This is a genomic window from Mesorhizobium sp. B2-4-6 (assembly GCF_006442775.1).
In the GTDB taxonomy this organism is placed as follows: Bacteria; Pseudomonadota; Alphaproteobacteria; order Rhizobiales; family Rhizobiaceae; genus Mesorhizobium.
The window spans coordinates 214658-232408 of record NZ_VFVI01000008.1 but is presented as its reverse complement, the minus strand read 5'-3'; the positions used below and the strand labels follow the sequence as shown (position 1 = coordinate 232408).

The window sequence follows — 17751 nt, the reverse complement described above, 5'->3', positions numbered from 1 at the left end:
ATTGTCTAATGTAGCGCTGGTCGACCCCCACTCCGTCTCGGCTTCGCCGAGCCACCTCTCCCCCGATCGACGGGGTAGAGGAAAGGCGCCAAGCTTTTTGCCGTCAATGCTCGTCCAGCAACGCTCCCTTCCTTTCCCTCCGGAGGGGGGAAAGGTGGCGCTGCGAAGCAGCGACGGAATGGGGGAACCACGTGGCAATCCGCTCAGGTCGATCAGTCAATCACAGAAGATGTGTGCATAGCGTAACCCTTGTGAGGCCAGGAACTTGCTCTCCACCCCCTGGCCCACCCCTCCCGCCTTTATCGGCCAGCCCGTATCGGCTAAGGGCTTCGCAACCAAGCCCTCTTGCCCGGACCGCCGCCCAAAATGACCGCCAAATCTCACCCCCTCTTCCTCGGCATCGACACGGGCGGCACCTACACCGACGCCGTGCTGTGGTCGGAGGAAGGCGGACCCAAGGGAAAAGTCCTGGCCAAGGCCAAGTCGCTGACCACGCGCCACGATCTCGCCGTCGGCATTTCCGGCGCGGTGGATGCGGTGCTGGAGAAATCCAAGACCGATCCTGCCTCGATAAAACTTGTCTCGATGTCCACCACCTTGGCCACCAACGCGCTGGTCGAGGGGCAGGGCGGGCGCGTGGCGCTGGTCATGATCGGCTTTTCCGAGGCCGACCTTGCGCGCGACGGGTTGAAGACGGCGCTCGGCACCGACCCTGTGGTGTTCTGCCCGGGCGGCCATGACGTGCACGGCAATGCGGCGAAACTCGACCTGTCCGGCCTCGAGGCGGCGCTGCCGGAACTTGGGCGTTCGGTGTCTGGCTTCGCCGTCTGCGCCTATTTCGCCACCCGCAACCCGGCGCATGAGCTTGCGGCCCGCGACCTGATCCGCGACAAGACCGGCCTGCCGGTCACCGCCAGCCACGAGTTGTCGGCGAAGCTCGGCGGCCCGCGCCGCGCGCTCACCACCTTGCTCAACGCCCGGCTGATCTCGATGATCGACCGGCTGGTCGCGGCGACCGAAGGTTTCCTCGCCCAGCGCGGCATCGCGGCACCCCTGATGGTGGTGCGCGGCGACGGCGCGCTGGTCTCGGCGGCCTTCGCCCGCCAGCGGCCGATCGAGACGATCCTGTCCGGCCCCGCCGCAAGCCTGGTCGGCGCGCGCCACATGACCGGGCTGGACGACGCCATGGTGTCTGATATCGGCGGCACCACGACGGACGTCGCCGTGCTCGACGGCGGCCGTCCGCGCCTCGATCCGGAAGGCGCCACCGTCGGCGGTTTCCGCACCATGGTCGAGGCCGTCGCGATGCGCACCTTCGGCCTCGGCGGTGATTCCGAAGTCACGCTGGAAGACGGCGCGCTTGACCCGAAGATCCTGCTCGGGCCGCGCCGCCTGGTGCCGCTGGCGCTGTCGGGCATGGTGCATGGCGAGGCGGTGACCTCGGAGCTGGAGCGGCAGCTGCGCGCGCCGAATCCCGGCCGCATGGACGGGCGCTTTGCCGTGCGCACCGGCGTGCCGGACCGGCTCGCCGCCGGGCTGACCGCGCCGGAGGCGAAACTCTACGAGACGATCGGTTCGGTGCCGCTCGCGCTCGATCGGCTGCTCGCTTCGAACGCCCAGAACGCCACGCTGAACCGGCTGGTCGCGCGCGGGCTCGTGCATATCTCAGGCTTCACGCCGTCCGACGCCGCCCATGTCGTCGGAAAACAGGCCAATTGGGATGCCGCCACCGCCCGCCTCGGCGCCGAGCTCTTCGCCCGCCGCCGCGACGGCCGCGGCCAGACGATCGCCGCGACGCCGGAAGCCATCGCCGAGCGCGTGCTCGTCACGCTGACCCGCTGGTCGGCCGAATACATCCTCGAAACCGCTTTCGCCGAGGACGGGCTGGATGGCGCCGCGACCGTCGCGCACGCGCTGGTGCAGCGCGCGGTCGATGCCCATCCCGGCATCGCCCGCTTCACCGTCGCGCTCGACCGCCCGGTCATCGGCCTCGGCGCGTCGGCGCCGCTGCATTATGCCGGCTTGGCCGTGCTGGTCGGCAATGGCTGCATCGTGCCGGAAGACACCGACGTCGCCAACGCGCTCGGCGCCGTGGTCGGCCAGGTGCGCGTCTCGGCCGAAGCCCGCGTCAGCCAGCCCAAGGAAGGCCTGTTCCGCCTCGCCTCGGGCCAGACGGTGCGCGACTTCACCGAGGAGGACAAGGCGATCGCGGCGGCTGAGGCCGATGTGCGCGCGCTCGCCGCCGAGCGCGCGAAGGACGCCGGCACCGACAGCGCCGAGATCGAAATCGCCACCGAGTTCAAGGTCTCGACCATCGAGGGCCAGCGCATGTTCATCGAGGCGCATGTGGTGGCCGTGGCGTCGGGAAGGCCGCGGATTGCGGTGTGAGCCCCCTTCCTTCTCCCCGTTTCACGGGGAGAAGGTGCCCGAAGGGCGGATGAGGGGCAGCGCCGACCAATGAGATTGCGCTGAACCGCTACTTACGGAACGCCGCGCCGCCCCTCATCCGGCTGCCGCCACCTTCTCCCCGTAGAACGGGGAGAAGGGAGCCTACACCCTAAGCCGAATTGACCCCGCGACCCCAAACATGCCAAACGCCCGGCAAGCCTACCTATCTGGAGACGTGCAGATGACCGACCGCATCGAGATCGCCGGGTTGCGGATTGCCCGGGAGCTCCATGACTTCGTGGCCGAGGAGGCGGCAGTCGGCACCGGCATCGACCCGGAGAAATTCTGGACCGGCTTTTCAGAGATCGTCCACGACCTCGCCCCGAAGAACCGGGCGCTGCTTGCAAAACGCGACGCCATGCAGGACAAGCTCGACGGCTGGTACCGCGCCAACGGCGCGCCGATCGACATGGAGGCCTACAAGGCCTTCCTGAAGGAGATCGGCTATCTGGTGCCGGAAGGCCCGGCCTTCAGCGTCTCGACCGTTAACGTCGATCCCGAGATCGCCGTCGTCGCCGGACCGCAATTGGTGGTGCCTGTGATGAACGCGCGCTATGCGCTCAACGCCGCCAATGCCCGCTGGGGCTCGCTCTATGACGCGCTCTACGGCACCGACGCCATTCCCGAGACCGGCGGCGCCGAGAAGGGCAAGGGCTTCAATCCGGCGCGCGGCGCCAAGGTCATCGCCTGGGCCAAGGATTTCCTCGACCAGTCGGTGCCGCTGACGTCAGGCAAATGGGCCGGCGTCAACGGGCTGTCGGTGGCCTATCGTGCGCTCAAGGTGGGCGAAGGCGCCGGCGCCACCACCCTCGCCGACCCGAAACAGTTTGCCGGCTATCGCGGCGATGCCGCCAATCCCGAAGCGGTGCTGCTGGTGAAGAACGGGCTGCATATCGAGATCGTGATCGACCACGCCAACCAGATCGGCAAGACCGATCCTGCGGGCATCGCCGATGTCATCCTGGAATCGGCGTTGACCACCATCCAGGACTGCGAGGATTCGGTCGCCGCGGTGGATGCGCAGGACAAGGTCGTCGTCTATCGCAACTGGCTCGGCCTGATGAAGGGCGACCTTGCCGAGGAGATCAGCAAGGGCGCCAAGACGTTCACCCGCAAGCTCAACCCTGACCGCCGCTACACGGCGCCCAATGGCGGCCAGCTCTTGCTGCCCGGCCGCTCGCTGATGCTGGTGCGCAACGTCGGCCACCTGATGACCAATCCGGCGATCGCCGACCGCGACGGCAACGAGGTGCCGGAAGGCATCATGGACGCCGCGATCACCGCGCTGATCGCGATGCACGATGTCGGCGACAACGGCCGCCGCGCCAATTCCCGCGCCGGCTCGATGTATGTGGTGAAACCGAAAATGCACGGGCCGGAAGAGGTCGCCTTCGCCGTCGAGATATTCGACCGCGTCGAAGCCCTGCTCGGCATGGCCAGGAACACCATCAAGATGGGCATCATGGACGAGGAGCGGCGCACCACCGTCAACCTCAAGGAAGCGATCCGCGCCGCGAAGGAACGCGTCGTCTTCATCAACACCGGCTTCCTCGACCGCACCGGCGACGAGATCCACACCTCGATGCAAGCCGGCCCGATGATCCGCAAGGGCGACATGAAGCAGGCCGCCTGGATTTCCGCCTACGAGGCATGGAACGTCGACACGGGCCTGGAATGCGGCCTCGCCGGCCACGCCCAGATCGGCAAGGGCATGTGGGCGATGCCGGACCTGATGGCGGCGATGCTGGTCGAGAAGATCGCCCATCCCAAGGCCGGCGCCAACACCGCCTGGGTGCCGTCGCCGACGGCCGCCACCCTGCATGCCACGCACTATCACAAGGTCGACGTGCACGCCGTGCAGGCGGCGCTGAAGAGCCGGCCGAAGGCCAAGCTCGACGACATCCTGTCGGTGCCGGTAGCAAGGCGGCCGAACTGGACGCCGGACGAGATCCAGCGCGAGCTCGACAACAATGCGCAAGGCATCCTGGGCTATGTCGTGCGCTGGATCGACCAGGGCGTCGGCTGTTCGAAAGTGCCCGATATCAACGATGTCGGCCTGATGGAGGACCGCGCCACGCTGCGTATCTCCTCGCAGCACATCGCCAACTGGCTGCGCCACAAGGTCTGCTCGGAAATCCAGGTGCGTGACTCGCTACAGCGCATGGCGGCCATCGTCGACCGCCAGAATGTCGGTGACCCGCTCTACCGCCCGATGGCGCCGGACTTCGATGGTTCGATCGCCTTCCAGGCTGCCTGCGACCTGGTGTTCAAGGGAACTGTCCAGCCCAATGGTTACACCGAGCCGGTGCTGCATGCGCGGCGGCTGGAGCTGAAGGCGAAGGGCTGAGCGAGTAAGCAGTAGATCGAAGGGCGTTGCGTTAAGCCGCCGCGTTCCATTTTTTCATCTGGCGCCGCCGCCCCTCATTGCCCTGCCCATCCTCCGCTGCAGCCACGGAGGGTGAACCGGGCATTTCTGCCCCTAAACGGGGAGAAAAAGGCTGCGGCAACGCCGGCTCGTTCCTGCAACGTTGGCGATTGGCGAAAGCGGCGGCGACAAGTCCCTTCTCCCCGTTTACGTTTACGGGGAGAAGATGCCGGCAAGCAGATGGGGGGCGTTGGCCTCTGCCCAATTGGCAACCGGCACCCCAACGCCGCATGCTGAAAGCGATCGTCAGGAAAACCTCAATTCACGGAGCTTGAGCGCAATGTGCCTGCGCCGCCGGAATTGCTGCGAACCTATGCCGGCTTCTGGGCGCAGTGCATCGAGGACGCGAGCCGGCCGATCTGCGTCTGCGCCTTGCTCGCCAGCGAGCTTCCCGCCCTTCTGCCCGAAATTGCCGTGGAGGTCCGGGCGTATTTTCAGTTTCTGTCGGGGTGGCTGACCGGCGTCATCGAGCGCGGCGCCGAGCAAGGCACATTGACGATCGCCGCCGCGCCGCGCGTGGAGGCCGAGGCTTGCATGGCGACCGTGCACGGGGCGATGATTTCCGCGCGGGCCTATGGCGACGTCCTGACTTTCGGCATGATCCTGACGCCGACGCTGCAGAGGCTGATACCCGCGACCGATTGAGGAGAAGATCGGCCGGCATCCGCGCCCCCTTCCGGCGATAAAAAGTTCACGCAGGAAGCCGAGCGTCCCTTGGGCGTCCTTGCCGGCATCAATTGCCGCTTTTCCCCATTTCCCGCATTGAGTGACTGTTTTGCTACAGGTTTATTAGACAATTAAGATTAAGCTCTTTGCAATGGCGGCGATAACGAGCGACGCTTGGGAGACAATCGATGCGTTCTATCCTGGGGACTTTCCTGGTTCTGGGCTTAGCCCTGACCGGCGCCGATGCCGCTGACATCGTCCAACCGGTGGCATCGATGGACGTTCCCTATTCATGGACCGGCCTTTATGTCGGCGCGAACGCGGGAGGGGCCTTCGGAAAGGTCGATGGCGATTTCATCGGCATTCCTGGATCGGCAGACATCGGGAATTTTACCGGCGGCGCTTTGGTCGGCGCCAATTATCAGTACGGTCAGTGGGTTCTCGGTATCGAAGGCGATATCAATTACCTGGGATTCAAGAAAGAATTCTCGCCCGGGGCCAACGGTGGGGGCGGTCTCGGCGCCGAAGCGAGCGTCGATGCCTTCGGAACGATCCGAGGCCGCGTCGGCTATGCCTTTGATCGTTGGCTTCCTTATGTCACGGCAGGCGTTGCGATGGGTGATGTGAAGATCGATGAGCACGTCTTCGGTGTAGCCAAGACCAAATTCCAGACAGGATATGCAGTCGGCGGCGGTGTTGAATACGCTTTCAGCAACAATTGGACCGCCCGTGCGGAATATCTCTATGTCGACCTCGGCAAGAAAGACTTCGGGTTTGACCCGATCGATCCGTATAACGTGAGGACGAACTTCAGTGTCGTTCGCGCTGCCTTAGCCTACAAATTCTGATTCCGGGCAACATCGCAATTTGCTCATGATGATGCCGGCGCGGCTGCACGCCAAATCGCGCTGCCGTCAGGAATTGCCTTGAAAATGATAGAGCTATTTCCCCGTTCCGCCGGAACGGCTCTGGGCATCCGGTCGCTTCATCACGCCGCCTGCGCCATCCGCTCCGCGCTCATCCGATAGGAAATCGCCTCGGCGAGATGGATGCGGCCGACCGTCTCGCTGGCGTCGAGGTCGGCCAGCGTGCGCGCCACCTTGAGCACGCGGTGATAGGCTCGCGCCGAAAAGCCGAGCTTTTCGCTGGCGTCCTTGAGCAGCGTCAGGCCGGCGGCATCGGGCTTGGCTATCTCCTCGATGATCGAAGGCGGGCAATGCGCGTTGGTGGTGGCGCCCGCTCCCAGTCTTTCCAGCCGCTCGCGCTGCATGGCGCGCGCACGCGCCACGCGCTGCGCCACCGAAGCACTTGTCTCGGCCTTGTCCGGCCGGATCAGGTCGCTCGCCGAGACCGCCGGCACCTCGATCCGAAGGTCGATGCGGTCGAGCAGCGGGCCGGAAATGCGCGCCTGGTAGTCGGTGCGGCAGCGGTCGCCGCGCAGGCAGCGATAGCCGGGCTCGCCCGACATGCCGCAACGACATGGGTTCATCGCCGCCACCAGCTGGATGCAGGCCGGATAGGTGACGCGGTGGTTGGCGCGCGCGATCATGCAGTCGCCCGTCTCCAGCGGCTGCCGCAGCGCATCGAGCGTCTGCGGCGTGAACTCCGGCAACTCGTCGAGGAACAGAACGCCGTGATGGGCGAGCGAGACCTCGCCCGGCCGCGCGCGCAAGCCGCCGCCCACCATCGCCGCCATCGAGGCGGAGTGATGCGGGGCCCGGAACGGCCGCCGGTCGGTCAGCTTGCCTTCGCCGAGCTCGCCGGCAACGGAAGCGATCATCGACACTTCGAGCAGTTCCTTGGGCGCCAGCGGCGGCAGGATCGAAGGCAGGCGCTGGGCCAGCATCGACTTGCCCGAGCCAGGCGGTCCGACCATCAACAGGCTGTGCTACATTAATGTCGTGGCAAATACCGGACGTTAACGCGCATCGGATATCGGACAGCATCATGCCTAAAGCCTATTCATATCTGAGATTTTCAACGCCGGAACAGGCCGAAGGCGATTCCTATCGCCGCCAGATGGCTGCGGCGGTCGAATGGTGCAGACGCAAGGGAGTGGAGCTTGACGACAACCTGCGTTTCCATGACCTCGGCAAATCCGGCTACACAGGCGCCAACTTCACCGAGGGAGCGCTTGGCCGCTTCGTGGATGCCGTGCAGGCGGGGAAGATTGAGCGCGGCTCCTATCTCCTGATCGAGTCTTGGGACCGGTTCTCACGGCAGAACGCCATGACGGCGACGGCGCGTCTGTTTGACCTCGCCACGGCGGGCATAACGGTCGTGACCGTCGATGACGGTCAGGAGTATTCCAAGGAGCGCCTGACGGGGCCGGACGTGTCCCCCATGCTGCTCCTTGTCGTCAAGCTTTCGCAGGCTCATCTTGAATCCGCCCGGAAGTCTTCGAACGTTGGGAAGGCGTGGGCCGAGAAACGCCAACGCGCGCGCGCCGGCGAACACAAGATGACCAAGCGGGCACCCGAGTGGCTGTCTCTCCAGGACGGCCGATTCGTCGAACGCGACGAGCGGGTGAGGATCGTCTGCCGTGTTTTTCATGAAACGATCGAAGGATATGGACGCCGCACCATCGCGCGCCGTCTGAACGAGGAAGGCGAGCCAGCGTTCAAAGGAGCGAACGGCTGGCATTCCTCCGCCATCGCCAAGATCCTGTCCAATCGGGCGGTTCTCGGTGACTTCTTCCCCGGCACGGGCAGCGCCCGCTTCCGGACTTACAAGAAGGAGGCGGAACCTATCAAGAACTACTACCCCGCGATTCTGGAAGAGGCGACTTTCTGGCGCGCGCAAGCCGTGATCGCCTCCCGCCGTCGTGTGACCAACGACGAGGGCGAGGTTGTCCAGCGTGGAACGGCTGGCCGACGTGGAGGCGGGATTGCGCACCTCCTCATCGGCCTTTGCCGTTGCGCCCGCTGCCATGGAGCGATGCACACCATCAACAAAGGGAAACCTCCCAAGGGAGCCCTTTATTTCGAGTGCGACACCGCCCGGCGAAAGGCCGGATGTGACAACGCCATGCGTTGGCGTGTGGACGACATCGAGCGGCGCTTGCTCAGACATCTTTCGTACATCGACGCTGACGCGGTTTTGCGCGGCGAGGCGTCGCACGGCGAACTTGAGGCGGTTGAAGGCGCAAAGGCGCGCCTTGCCGATGCTCAAAAACGCAAGGCAAACCGCGCCGCGATGATGGAGGTGGCCGAGGGGCTGGATACGGATTCGCTGGCGCGATACCGAGAACTGGTTGACGAGGTTGCGGCGCGTCAAGCTGAACTCGCCGAGGCGGAAAAAGCTCTTGCGCAGACCGCAGCCGATCCTGGCTTGAAGGCCCGGCTGGCCGAGGCCGTGGACCTCAACAGGGCGATGTCCGAGGCCGAGGGCGAGCAGCGTACGGCTATCCGCGTCCGCCTCGCCGAGCAGCTTCGGCAGCTCGTGGATCACATAAGGTTCGATCATGAGCTTAGCGTCGTCGCCGTGCTGAAACCGCGTCCGGACGTGCCCACGAACCAGATCCCGTTCACCTGGGGCGATGGTGGCCTTTGGACTCTCTCGCTGGACTACGATAGCCAGCCGCACGGCCCCGATTTCTCCGAAGACATGGGCGACTATGACGACGACCAGACGCGGGCGCGGACCCTCGCCTTCCTCAACCGCAGGCTCGCCGAGAAGGCAAGGGGCGCTTCGTAGGCACCGCATTCCTTCCCCTGCCAACGCCTTCCTCATTCCAGCCGCTCCCGCGCCGTTCCTACTGCCTTCCTACAGCAGGCCGCTACGCCACGTTCATGGACAGGCGCTAGCGTTCCCGATGGTCATCCAACTACCTCGCTAGACCCGCCGTCAGGGGCTTCCAGAACGGCCGCATGGGGCGGCCGACAGGAGGCCGAAATGGCAAAGAAACAGGAAACCGCAGCACCACCGAAGAACCAGCCCTCCCACGGCGTCTTTGTGGTCGAAGGAGAAGGCGACCGCGCCTTCTGGACGAAAGTCGGTGCCGCCTGGCCGCATCAGGACGGCAACGGGTTCAACGTCAGCCTGACCGCGCTGCCGGTCAACGGCCGGGTCGTCATCCGGACCCGCACCGAGAAGGGGGAGCAGTAAGATGCTCCTCACCCTCGAACTCCGCACCGCCCTCCGCTGCAACAGCGACCTGTCCCGCCAGCGCGAGCGCGATCACTACCCGGTCGTCAAATGCTTTCTCCCGAACACGGGAGCGACGTGGCTCTTTACCGAATTAGGTCCCGACGAGGACACCCTTTTCGGACTCTGCGATCTCGGCCACGGAACTCCGGAACTCGGCTACGCGAGCCTCGCCGAACTTCAAAGCCTGCGCGGCCCCCATCGCCTTTTGGTTGAGCGCGACCGCTATTTCAGGGCGACGAAGCCTCTATCGGAATACGCCCTCGATGCCTGGAGGCATCGCCGGATCGTCGCCTAGACGGCGATCCACCCCCTCGGCAACTCATCTCAAATCGAGCTTTGCACCTTTCGGTGCCATTGCGAGCTATGCGCACCCTCCCGCTCATCCCAATACGTTGTGAATTGCCTGTCAGGAGTATCGGAACATAACGTGAACATTCATTGCTCCTTAGGACGTTTGATGCCAATCTGGCAAAAATCGACACAGCAATGATTCGGCAGGTGCGCATGCGTAGCAGGAAACAGTCAGAATTTTCCAGACTCAGGCAGAAGGCCGGTATGACAATTGAAGAGGCTGCCGACTTCCTGGAGGTTTCCCGCCGCAGCGCATATCGATACGAGGACGGCGGGCGGGTTCCCGGACTGGCACTTCGGACGCTCCGGGAACATGCTGAAAAGCAGACGGAAAACCCTGTCGATGCCAGCTTCCGGTTTGTCGACCTCTTCGCCGGCATCGGCGGACTTCGGCTCGGCTTCGAGGCGATCAATGGGCACTGCGTGTTTACCTCAGAATGGGATGCCGGTGCACAGAAAACGTACGCCCTGAATTTCAGGGACAATCATGAGATCGGTGGCGATGTTCGGGAATACTCGAAAGATCCAAGTAAAGTTCCTGAGCACGATGTCCTTCTTGCAGGTTTTCCATGCCAGCCTTTCAGTATTGCGGGCGTGTCAAAAAAGAATTCTCTGAATAGACCTCACGGCTTTCTTTGCGATACTCAAGGAACACTTTTCTTCGATACCGCGCAAATCATTGCGCATCACCGCCCCGCCGCGTTCGTGCTTGAGAACGTGAAGAATCTTGAAAGCCATGACGGTGGGACCACCTTCCGGACCATCATCAATGTCTTGAGGCACGAGCTTCGCTATCATGTCCAGCATCGCGTGATCAGTTCGGAGCCGTGGGTTCCCCAGAAGCGAGAACGCATCTTCATTGTTGGCTTCCGTGATCCGACCGACTTCGACTTCGAGTCCCTTGAGATTCCTGACGCGAAGTCGGGACCAAAGCTGAGGGACATCCTTCAGCCCCATGACCAGGTCGATCCCAAGTACACGCTGACGCCGCGCCTCTGGCAGTACCTCCAGGATTACAAGGCGAAACACCAGGCGAAAGGTAACGGCTTCGGATACAGCCTGTTCGGTCCCGAGGATGTCGCCCGCACCCTGTCGGCGCGGTATTACAAGGATGGGTCCGAGGTCTTGATAGATCAGCCGGGCAAGAGGCCCCGCCGCCTTACGCCGATCGAATGCGCGAGGCTGATGGGATTCGAAAGAGGCGACCGCCGCTGGCGGATCGAGGTTTCCGACACACAGGCATACAGACAGTTCGGGAACGCAGTTGTCGTGCCGGTCGTGGAATTCGTCGCGAAGGCCATCGAGCCGCATATCCGCAAGGCCGTCGCGACGGCCGATAGGAAGCCGCCTGGACCGCACGTCGTGCCGATCATCACCCGTCCCGCCGCTGAGCCGAAAACGGCAGCCTATGCCTGACATCGTTTCTCCGGAAGTCCGGAGCCGGATCATGGCCCGAATTCGGGGGACCAACACGAAGCCCGAACTGACCCTGCGCAGGAGCCTTCACGCTCTCGGTTTCCGGTTCCGGCTCCATGACCGCCAGCTGCCGGGCAAGCCGGACATGGTGTTTCCACGCTATCGGGCGGTGCTCTTCGCTCACGGATGTTTCTGGCATGGCCACGACTGCCATCTCCATAGGCTGCCATCCACGAGGACGGAATTCTGGGCGGCGAAGGTAGAGCGGAACCGCCTTCTCGACGCGAGAGCGTTGGACGCGCTCGACGGGCTCGGCTGGCGGCGGGGGGTCGTCTGGGAGTGCAGCCTGAGGGGCCGGAGCCGTCTCGACCTTCAGGATGTCATTGCAACATGTTCCATGTGGCTGCGTTCCGACATCCCGCGCATGGAAATACGGGGACGGGAATGACGATCCGGCGGGGGCTCCTTTCCAACCATTTCGAGGGTGTGGCCGTGAAGCGGCTGGCGGCAGTGGATGCCAATCCCGAATCCTCGAATCAGCACGAAGTCACTGGGTCCGAACCTCTTGTCCGAATCCTCGGCCGGGACGACCGGAAGTTTCCGCGCGGCGGTGAGGACAACCGCTTCCCTGCGACGTACATCTGGCTCGCCGGCGAGCAGGAGGCTCTTTCCGAGGAAGGCTGGCTGTCCTGGTACGACTCGCGCCGAAACGATCCGAAGAGGAGCGCGGAATGGCGCCTGTACTACCAGGGCAATGCCGTGACCGCGATGATGACACCGGGCGACATCCTGTTTCTTGCCAGGAAGCCTGACGACCATCTCCTGTTCATCGTAACTCCGGATGGGGGAACGATCCGCAACCAGCTCCTGTGGCTCTTCGGACTGGACGAGCAGATCGGCCTGCGGTTCGAGTCGCAGGAGATCGGCAGGGACAACGATGCGGAGCTCGACTTCGCAGCCCGGTACATCCTGGATGAACTCGGTATCGAGCCCGCCGAGCCGGAAGCCGACAGGCTGGATGGCCTGATCGACAAGTTCGGCCTGAAGTTTCCCACGACAAGCGTTTTGTCGGGGCTGGCTCGAATGTCCCTTCCAGACGTGAACGCGAAGGACAGCCCCGACGAAGCGCTGGTTCTGTGGATGGAGCGTGAGGAGCAGCTTTTCCGCCGATTGGAACGCCGCATCGTGGCGGACAGGATCAGGGAGGGATTCGCCACGGCGGACGGGGCGGATGTCGACGGCTTCCTTGCGTTCTCCCTCAGCGTCCAGAACCGCCGCAAGGCGCGGGCGGGTGCGGCCTTGGAGCACCACCTGGCCGCCGTCTTCGAAGCCCACGACATCCGGTATGCGCGAGGGGCGGAGACCGAGAACCGCAATAGGCCGGATTTCCTGTTCCCTGGACAGGCCGAGTATCGTGACCAGGCATTCCCGCCCAGCCGCTTGACCATGCTGGGAGCGAAATCGACCTTGAAGGACCGCTGGCGGCAGGTCCTTTCAGAAGCCGTCCGGATCGACAGGAAGCATCTCCTCACTCTCGAACCTGGCATATCCGAGAACCAGACCGACGAAATGCGCGCCAAGCTGCTCCAGCTCGTGGTGCCGCGAAGGCTTCACCAGACTTACAGGCTGACGCAGCAGGCTTGGCTGATGGACGTTTCCGGGTTTCTCATTCTGGTTGCCGATCGACAGTAGTGGAATCAGAGAGCCATGCTTGACCGGCCGATGACCCGCTTAATGTCGGCTCCGAACTTGCTCAGGGAACGGTAGAGATCGGTGCCGTTGATGTTGACCGCGTGCTTTTCCGTCCCAGCGCCTTTTACGTGGCTCATGACGGCATCGTGTGTCTCGTCTGGCATGTAGATGGCCGAGAAGCCCATCCGTTTGTAGAGTGCCATTCGGCTTTCGGTCCAGAACTCGTCTGGCTCCTTGAAGAACCCGAAGCCGATTCCTTCAATTGCGTTAGAAGAATACAACAGTCGTTCCCGTGCCGCCTCGCTCTTGACGGAGACGACGAGATTCGTCGGCGCACACGGGATCAGGATGTCACCGAAGGCGCGCAGCGCGTTCATCTTGCCTTCGTTCAGCAGGACATGGCCGGGCATTGTCCAGACGGGCCATTTATCCGCGTCGAGTTCCATCGGTGGTATCCCGACGGAGCGCAGGACTTCGCTGCACAGGAATTCCATGATTGTGCCGCCGTCCCCTCCAGATTTCAGCGGCGGCGGATCGAATGGTGGACCCTTGTGGGGATGCTGAATGAGGAACGCGTCGTGGACGTTATTCGAGTCGATCCGGCTCTTCAGCGTTATCTCGCAGAAGTGGACCATCGCCCGCGCCGTGGCTGCGACATCGATCTGGTTGAACAGGCACGGACAGTGGTTCAGAAGGCGCCGTAGCAGTCCTGCATTAACCGGAGGGGTGCCCAGGTGGGCGGCCGGACTGGTCGGCGCCTTGTTGAAGGTCGCATCCATGAACGCGATCAGGGCAACCCTGTCTGTCGGCCGGACCCTCATTGTCGGGAGATTGACAACATCAGCCCATGTCCCAGGCGATGCGCGCATCGGGCAGTATGGATGGTGACAGTCCATGTAACCTCTTCGGTTCGATCTGGCACCATTAAGTGATTCATCCAGGCTGGGGTAGATCCTTTGCCAAGGCCGCCGATTCCCGGCGACCCAATGTCCGCGCCGATCCGAGAATCGCGCTCTATGACCCCTCCAGGCGCGACAGATTATTGCGCGAAGGCCAGAATCCACCAGATTCCGACCGTCAGGCATGCCCGCCTTTTTTCTTCAAAGGACCGCTCGTCGGATGCCCTCGGTCCCGCGTCCAGGCTTTCGCCGTCGCTATGCTGACGCTCCTGCGGGTGCACGGACGGGAGGGAACTGCCGCCCCCCTGTGAGCCATTCGGCTCAGCCGCCCATCTGGGTCGTTAACCGATTTCGCGGCCGCGAATTTACTCTGGCATCGTCCCGGCAATGTCGTCCTGCCGGACGTGCCGATGCCTCCGTTTTATACGCTGCTCTTTTGAGTAGGCGGGCAGGCAAAGAAAAACCCGCCACGGTGGGCGGGCCTTCCTCTTTTACGGTCATCGCGTCCCCGCTGTACCGTATCCCCATCGTGCTAGGTCGGCCTGCACAGGTCAAGCGACATCGCCCAGGCCTTCCTCTTTTTCATGTATCCCGGGGGAGCCGCGCAGCGGCGGGGGCTTGGCCCCTCTTTACGCTGCCACCGCCTTGACTCCCGCAGGAGGCACCGCTTCCACCTTCCTGCCTCGCTTCGGCTCCGCCTGCCATTCCCGATAAAGCCGCAGTGCCGCGCGAAGGTCCGAGCGAGTCCCTGTCGGCAGCGCGGCGAAGGCCTCTGCCGTATCGAGTGCCGCAAGCTCCGCCGCCGCATCCGCGAAGGTGCGCCCACCGAGCAGGCGCCGCGCGCGATTGACCCTGCTCTTGGCATTCCGGATAGCCTGCTTCGAGAAGCCCCGCGACCGACGCAGCCATTCTCCGAAACGCCCCTGAATCTCCGGAATGGATTCCCCGGCTTCGCGCGCCAGGATCACCCCGCCGATGGCCTCCGCCATCGGCGCGGGGACCGCGTTCGCGATCATCTGGTCGACATCTCGCACGGCAGCCGCCGACCAGTCCCAGCCAGTCGGGAAACCCTGAATCCTTGAAACCTGTTCTTGCGTCAGCACAGCCGCTGCCGTCGCGGGAACAGGATCCGCCGGGTGCGGGTTCGCGAGGTATTTCGGCCGTGGCCGTTCCCGCGTTGTCCGGATGACGGAGGGAGCGGGTTCGTCCAGTGTCCTCACCCCGCGCCCTTCGTAGTAGGGACGCGTGTAGAAGGCCCCGGCCTCGACCAAAGCCGCGTCGGCCGGGTGCGGCTGGTAGCTGCCGGGCATAGGACGCCTGGAAGACCCGCGCATCGTCGGCGCAGGCTCCGCCGTGCTCCACACGCCCCGCTTTCCTGGCATCCGAGGATGGACATAGAAGGCATTGCCCAGCGCATTGCCGAGCATGTCCCTGACCGTCATCGGCTGGCACGATCGAGCCGCCGCCAAGGCAGACTCAAGGAAGCCGTCGGCCTCACCGAGCCGCCCGATGACGAACAGCCGCTTGCGGTCTTGAGGGACACCGTAGAAGCTTGCGTTCAGCTTGGTTTCCGTGAGGCCATAACCCGCCTTCACCAGCATCGCACGGGCATCCGCCCACGCTTGCGAACGTGTCGCCAGCGGAACGTTTTCCATCAGGAACCATTTCGGCCTCGCGATGCAAACGAGCATCGCGAAGGCGCGGGTGAGGCCTGCCCGCTCACCTTCGATGCGCTCGCCGGCGGCGCTGAAATCCTGGCATGGCGGCCCGCCGACGATCAGGTCGGGCGCAAGCGCCGCCAGCGTCGGGCCGATGGCGAAAATGTCCTTGAGATCGGCTTGCCGGACGTATCCGCCGAGATTCGCGCGGTAGACATCCACGGCCCCCTGCCAAGAATCATAGGCCGCGACGACCTCGAAGCCCGCCCCTTTCAGGCCGAGCGACATGCCGCCCGCACCCGCGAAAAGTTCAACTGCCCGCACCCAAAAGCCCCTTCAACCGGAGATAGATTCTCAGTTACGGAATCGTCTCTTGACGGCGGGTTAAGATCAATCCTGACGCGGATGCTTGGCGTTTTCCCTCCAGGCAGGCTAATTTGCCTCGGGGGGAATTGCGCATGACGACATGTAACGTGTGTGGGGAAGAAATCGCAATTCGCTATAGCGGCGGACGGAAGATACCATTCCACGTAAGCGGCCGTTCGTGCTCGGGATATAGTTCCGGAACTAACCGGGCGGCCGTGAAGGCGTTCCAGACGGCTGTCTCTTACGTCAACCCGAACGCACATTGCCCAGTCTGTGGAGACCGTGTGTTTTATTACCAGAGTCCGTATGGCGGGCGGGTATTCTTCGACCACTTGGGCTGGCCATGGCCGAAACATCCGTGCACCGACAATCCTCGCTCACAGTCTGGGTCTGTGAAAACGATCGCCATCAGCGGTCATACCTCGTTTCGGAATCAGGAAGGGCAGCCGCTCGATCTATACGAACTGCTGTCGTTCACGGAAAAGGGCAACATCGTCCACATGCAGTTCGGCCGAATCGGTGAGAACCGCAGTTTCAGAGGTTCGGTCTCCATCGGTGAGTTGAGAACCTGGAACGTGACCGTCGTCGACCTCAGGACCGCTCCGTCATTCGTTGTCAGGTCCAGCGGGGAATTCCGGATTCTCGAATTCATTTCCGGCCGCAAGCAAGTGATCGACCAGATCGTAGTCCGGAAGCCTAAGCCTTCGGCCTAGACGGTTTCCTTTTGCGGCTGTTCCTCGCCTGCCTTGACCCATATGGTTGGCCCGCCCTGTATTCGCTTCGGAAAAGCCCCATGTGCAACCTCTACAACATCACGACCAGCCAGGATGCCATCCGCGAGTGGACCCGCGCCTTGCGGGACATCATGGGCAACCTGGAGCCCTCCCTTGATGTCTACCCCAACATGCCCGGCCCTGTGGTCCGCAACGCACCCGACGGGCAGCGCGAGCTTGCCAGGCTCCTATGGGGCATGCCCACGCCGGCGGAGCGCGTGAAGGGCAAGGCCGACTACGGCACGACCAACATCCGCAACCCGCTATATGGGCATTGGCAGCAATACGTTGGCGTGGAGAACCGCTGCGTGGTGCCCGTGACGAGCTTTGCGGAGCCGAGCCCCAAGCCTAATGACAAAGACCCCGAGACCGGCATTCAGCGGAACTATTGGTTTGCCCGAGGCGAGGATCGGCCGCTGTTCTTTTTCGCGGGCCTTTGGACGCCTTGGCAGGGAGTCCGCAGGGTCAAGGAAGGCCCCGGCGACTTCGAGCTTTACGGGTTCATGACGACCAAGCCGAATGCCATCATCGCGCCGATCCACGAGAAGGCGATGCCCGTGATCCTGACCACGCAAGAGGAAGTCGAGAGGTGGCTTACGGCACCGTGGTCCGAAGCGCGGCATATGCAGCGTACGGCCCCCGACGATGCCTTGGTCATTGTCGAGAAGCCCGCCACGCAGATCAAGTTCCGGCAGGAGTCGCCCGCTCAGGGATCGCTGTTCTAGTCGTCGCGCCAGACGGGGCTTTTCCGAACCTGTATCGTGACCAGGCGGCGCACGGTCATTCGCTCGCGTTCGGCAGCGACAGGCACGATGACATCGCATTCGATGTTGTCTTTTCGGCCACAGCGCTCGCACTTCATCGCGCGGCAAAGGCGGTTCACATCGACATCGCCGAAGAGCTTCATG

The 17751-nt window shown here is 63.5% G+C and carries 14 protein-coding genes and 2 pseudogenes; 12 read left to right on the top strand and 4 right to left on the bottom strand.

Annotated elements, in window-relative coordinates; translation table 11 throughout:
- Positions 1 to 366 precede the first annotated feature (366 nt).
- The 4 genes and pseudogenes from FJ957_RS20865 to FJ957_RS20845 all read left to right on the top strand — a co-directional run bounded on the left by FJ957_RS20865 (position 367) and on the right by FJ957_RS20845 (position 6387).
- Positions 367 to 2388 carry a hydantoinase/oxoprolinase family protein gene (locus FJ957_RS20865; protein ID WP_140834735.1) on the top strand — a complete coding sequence of 674 codons (2022 nt, stop codon included), beginning with the start codon at positions 367 to 369 and terminating at the stop codon, positions 2386 to 2388.
- A gap of 241 nt (positions 2389 to 2629) precedes the next feature.
- The gene (locus FJ957_RS20860) at positions 2630 to 4795 is read left to right on the top strand and encodes a malate synthase G (RefSeq protein WP_140834733.1); all 2166 of its coding nucleotides are present in this window, start codon (positions 2630 to 2632) and stop codon (positions 4793 to 4795) included.
- 348 nt (positions 4796 to 5143) lie between these two features.
- A pseudogene (locus FJ957_RS20850) lies at positions 5144 to 5518 on the top strand (TetR/AcrR family transcriptional regulator); the annotation flags it as partial.
- A 209-nt stretch (positions 5519 to 5727) separates the two neighbouring features.
- Positions 5728 to 6387, top strand: coding sequence for an outer membrane protein (locus FJ957_RS20845; RefSeq protein ID WP_140834730.1), 660 nt, complete (start codon positions 5728 to 5730; stop codon positions 6385 to 6387).
- 140 nt (positions 6388 to 6527) lie between these two features.
- On the opposite strand, the pseudogene FJ957_RS20840 reads toward FJ957_RS20845, so the two are convergent.
- A pseudogene (locus FJ957_RS20840) lies at positions 6528 to 7427 on the bottom strand (ATP-binding protein); the annotation flags it as partial.
- A 59-nt stretch (positions 7428 to 7486) separates the two neighbouring features.
- On the opposite strand from FJ957_RS20840, the gene FJ957_RS20835 reads away from it, so the two are divergent.
- The 6 genes from FJ957_RS20835 to FJ957_RS20810 all read left to right on the top strand — a co-directional run bounded on the left by FJ957_RS20835 (position 7487) and on the right by FJ957_RS20810 (position 13147).
- Positions 7487 to 9235: a recombinase family protein gene (locus FJ957_RS20835; RefSeq protein WP_181180647.1), complete on the top strand. Its 1749-nt coding sequence runs from the start codon at positions 7487 to 7489 to the stop codon at positions 9233 to 9235.
- A 198-nt stretch (positions 9236 to 9433) separates the two neighbouring features.
- Positions 9434 to 9646, top strand: a complete 213-nt coding sequence (locus tag FJ957_RS20830; RefSeq protein WP_140834724.1) for a hypothetical protein — start codon at positions 9434 to 9436, stop codon at positions 9644 to 9646.
- A gap of 1 nt (position 9647) precedes the next feature.
- On the top strand, positions 9648 to 9983 hold the full coding sequence (locus FJ957_RS20825) for a DUF2958 domain-containing protein (RefSeq protein WP_140834722.1): 336 nt from the start codon (positions 9648 to 9650) through the stop codon (positions 9981 to 9983).
- Between the two features lie 260 nt (positions 9984 to 10243).
- Positions 10244 to 11455 (top strand): DNA (cytosine-5-)-methyltransferase, encoded by a 1212-nt coding sequence (gene dcm, locus FJ957_RS20820; RefSeq protein ID WP_281407689.1) that lies wholly within the window; start codon positions 10244 to 10246, stop codon positions 11453 to 11455.
- Positions 11448 to 11903 carry a very short patch repair endonuclease gene (locus tag FJ957_RS20815; RefSeq protein WP_140834719.1) on the top strand — a complete coding sequence of 152 codons (456 nt, stop codon included), beginning with the start codon at positions 11448 to 11450 and terminating at the stop codon, positions 11901 to 11903. The genes dcm (FJ957_RS20820) and FJ957_RS20815 overlap by 8 nt, the downstream gene beginning before the upstream one ends.
- Positions 11900 to 13147, top strand: coding sequence for a type II restriction endonuclease (locus FJ957_RS20810; RefSeq protein WP_210243250.1), 1248 nt, complete (start codon positions 11900 to 11902; stop codon positions 13145 to 13147). The genes FJ957_RS20815 and FJ957_RS20810 overlap by 4 nt, the downstream gene beginning before the upstream one ends.
- 5 nt (positions 13148 to 13152) lie before the next feature.
- Here FJ957_RS20810 and FJ957_RS20805 read toward each other — a convergent pair whose 3' ends face one another.
- Positions 13153 to 13926, bottom strand: a complete 774-nt coding sequence (locus tag FJ957_RS20805) for a hypothetical protein (protein ID WP_140834717.1) — start codon at positions 13924 to 13926, stop codon at positions 13153 to 13155.
- Positions 13927 to 14675: 749 nt separating this feature from the next.
- Positions 14676 to 16028 (bottom strand): DNA (cytosine-5-)-methyltransferase, encoded by a 1353-nt coding sequence (dcm, locus tag FJ957_RS20800; protein ID WP_281407688.1) that lies wholly within the window; start codon positions 16026 to 16028, stop codon positions 14676 to 14678.
- Positions 16029 to 16354: 326 nt separating this feature from the next.
- Here dcm (FJ957_RS20800) and FJ957_RS20795 point away from each other — a divergent pair, with 326 nt between their 5' ends.
- Positions 16355 to 16783 carry a hypothetical protein gene (locus FJ957_RS20795; RefSeq protein ID WP_140834713.1) on the top strand — a complete coding sequence of 143 codons (429 nt, stop codon included), beginning with the start codon at positions 16355 to 16357 and terminating at the stop codon, positions 16781 to 16783.
- Positions 16784 to 16863: 80 nt separating this feature from the next.
- Positions 16864 to 17568, top strand: a complete 705-nt coding sequence (locus FJ957_RS20790) for an SOS response-associated peptidase (protein ID WP_140834711.1) — start codon at positions 16864 to 16866, stop codon at positions 17566 to 17568.
- On the opposite strand, the gene FJ957_RS20785 is transcribed toward FJ957_RS20790, so the two are convergent.
- Positions 17565 to 17750: a hypothetical protein gene (locus FJ957_RS20785; protein WP_140834710.1), complete on the bottom strand. Its 186-nt coding sequence runs from the start codon at positions 17748 to 17750 to the stop codon at positions 17565 to 17567. The two genes, FJ957_RS20790 and FJ957_RS20785, sit on opposite strands and share 4 nt — an antisense overlap.
- Position 17751 lies beyond the last annotated feature (1 nt).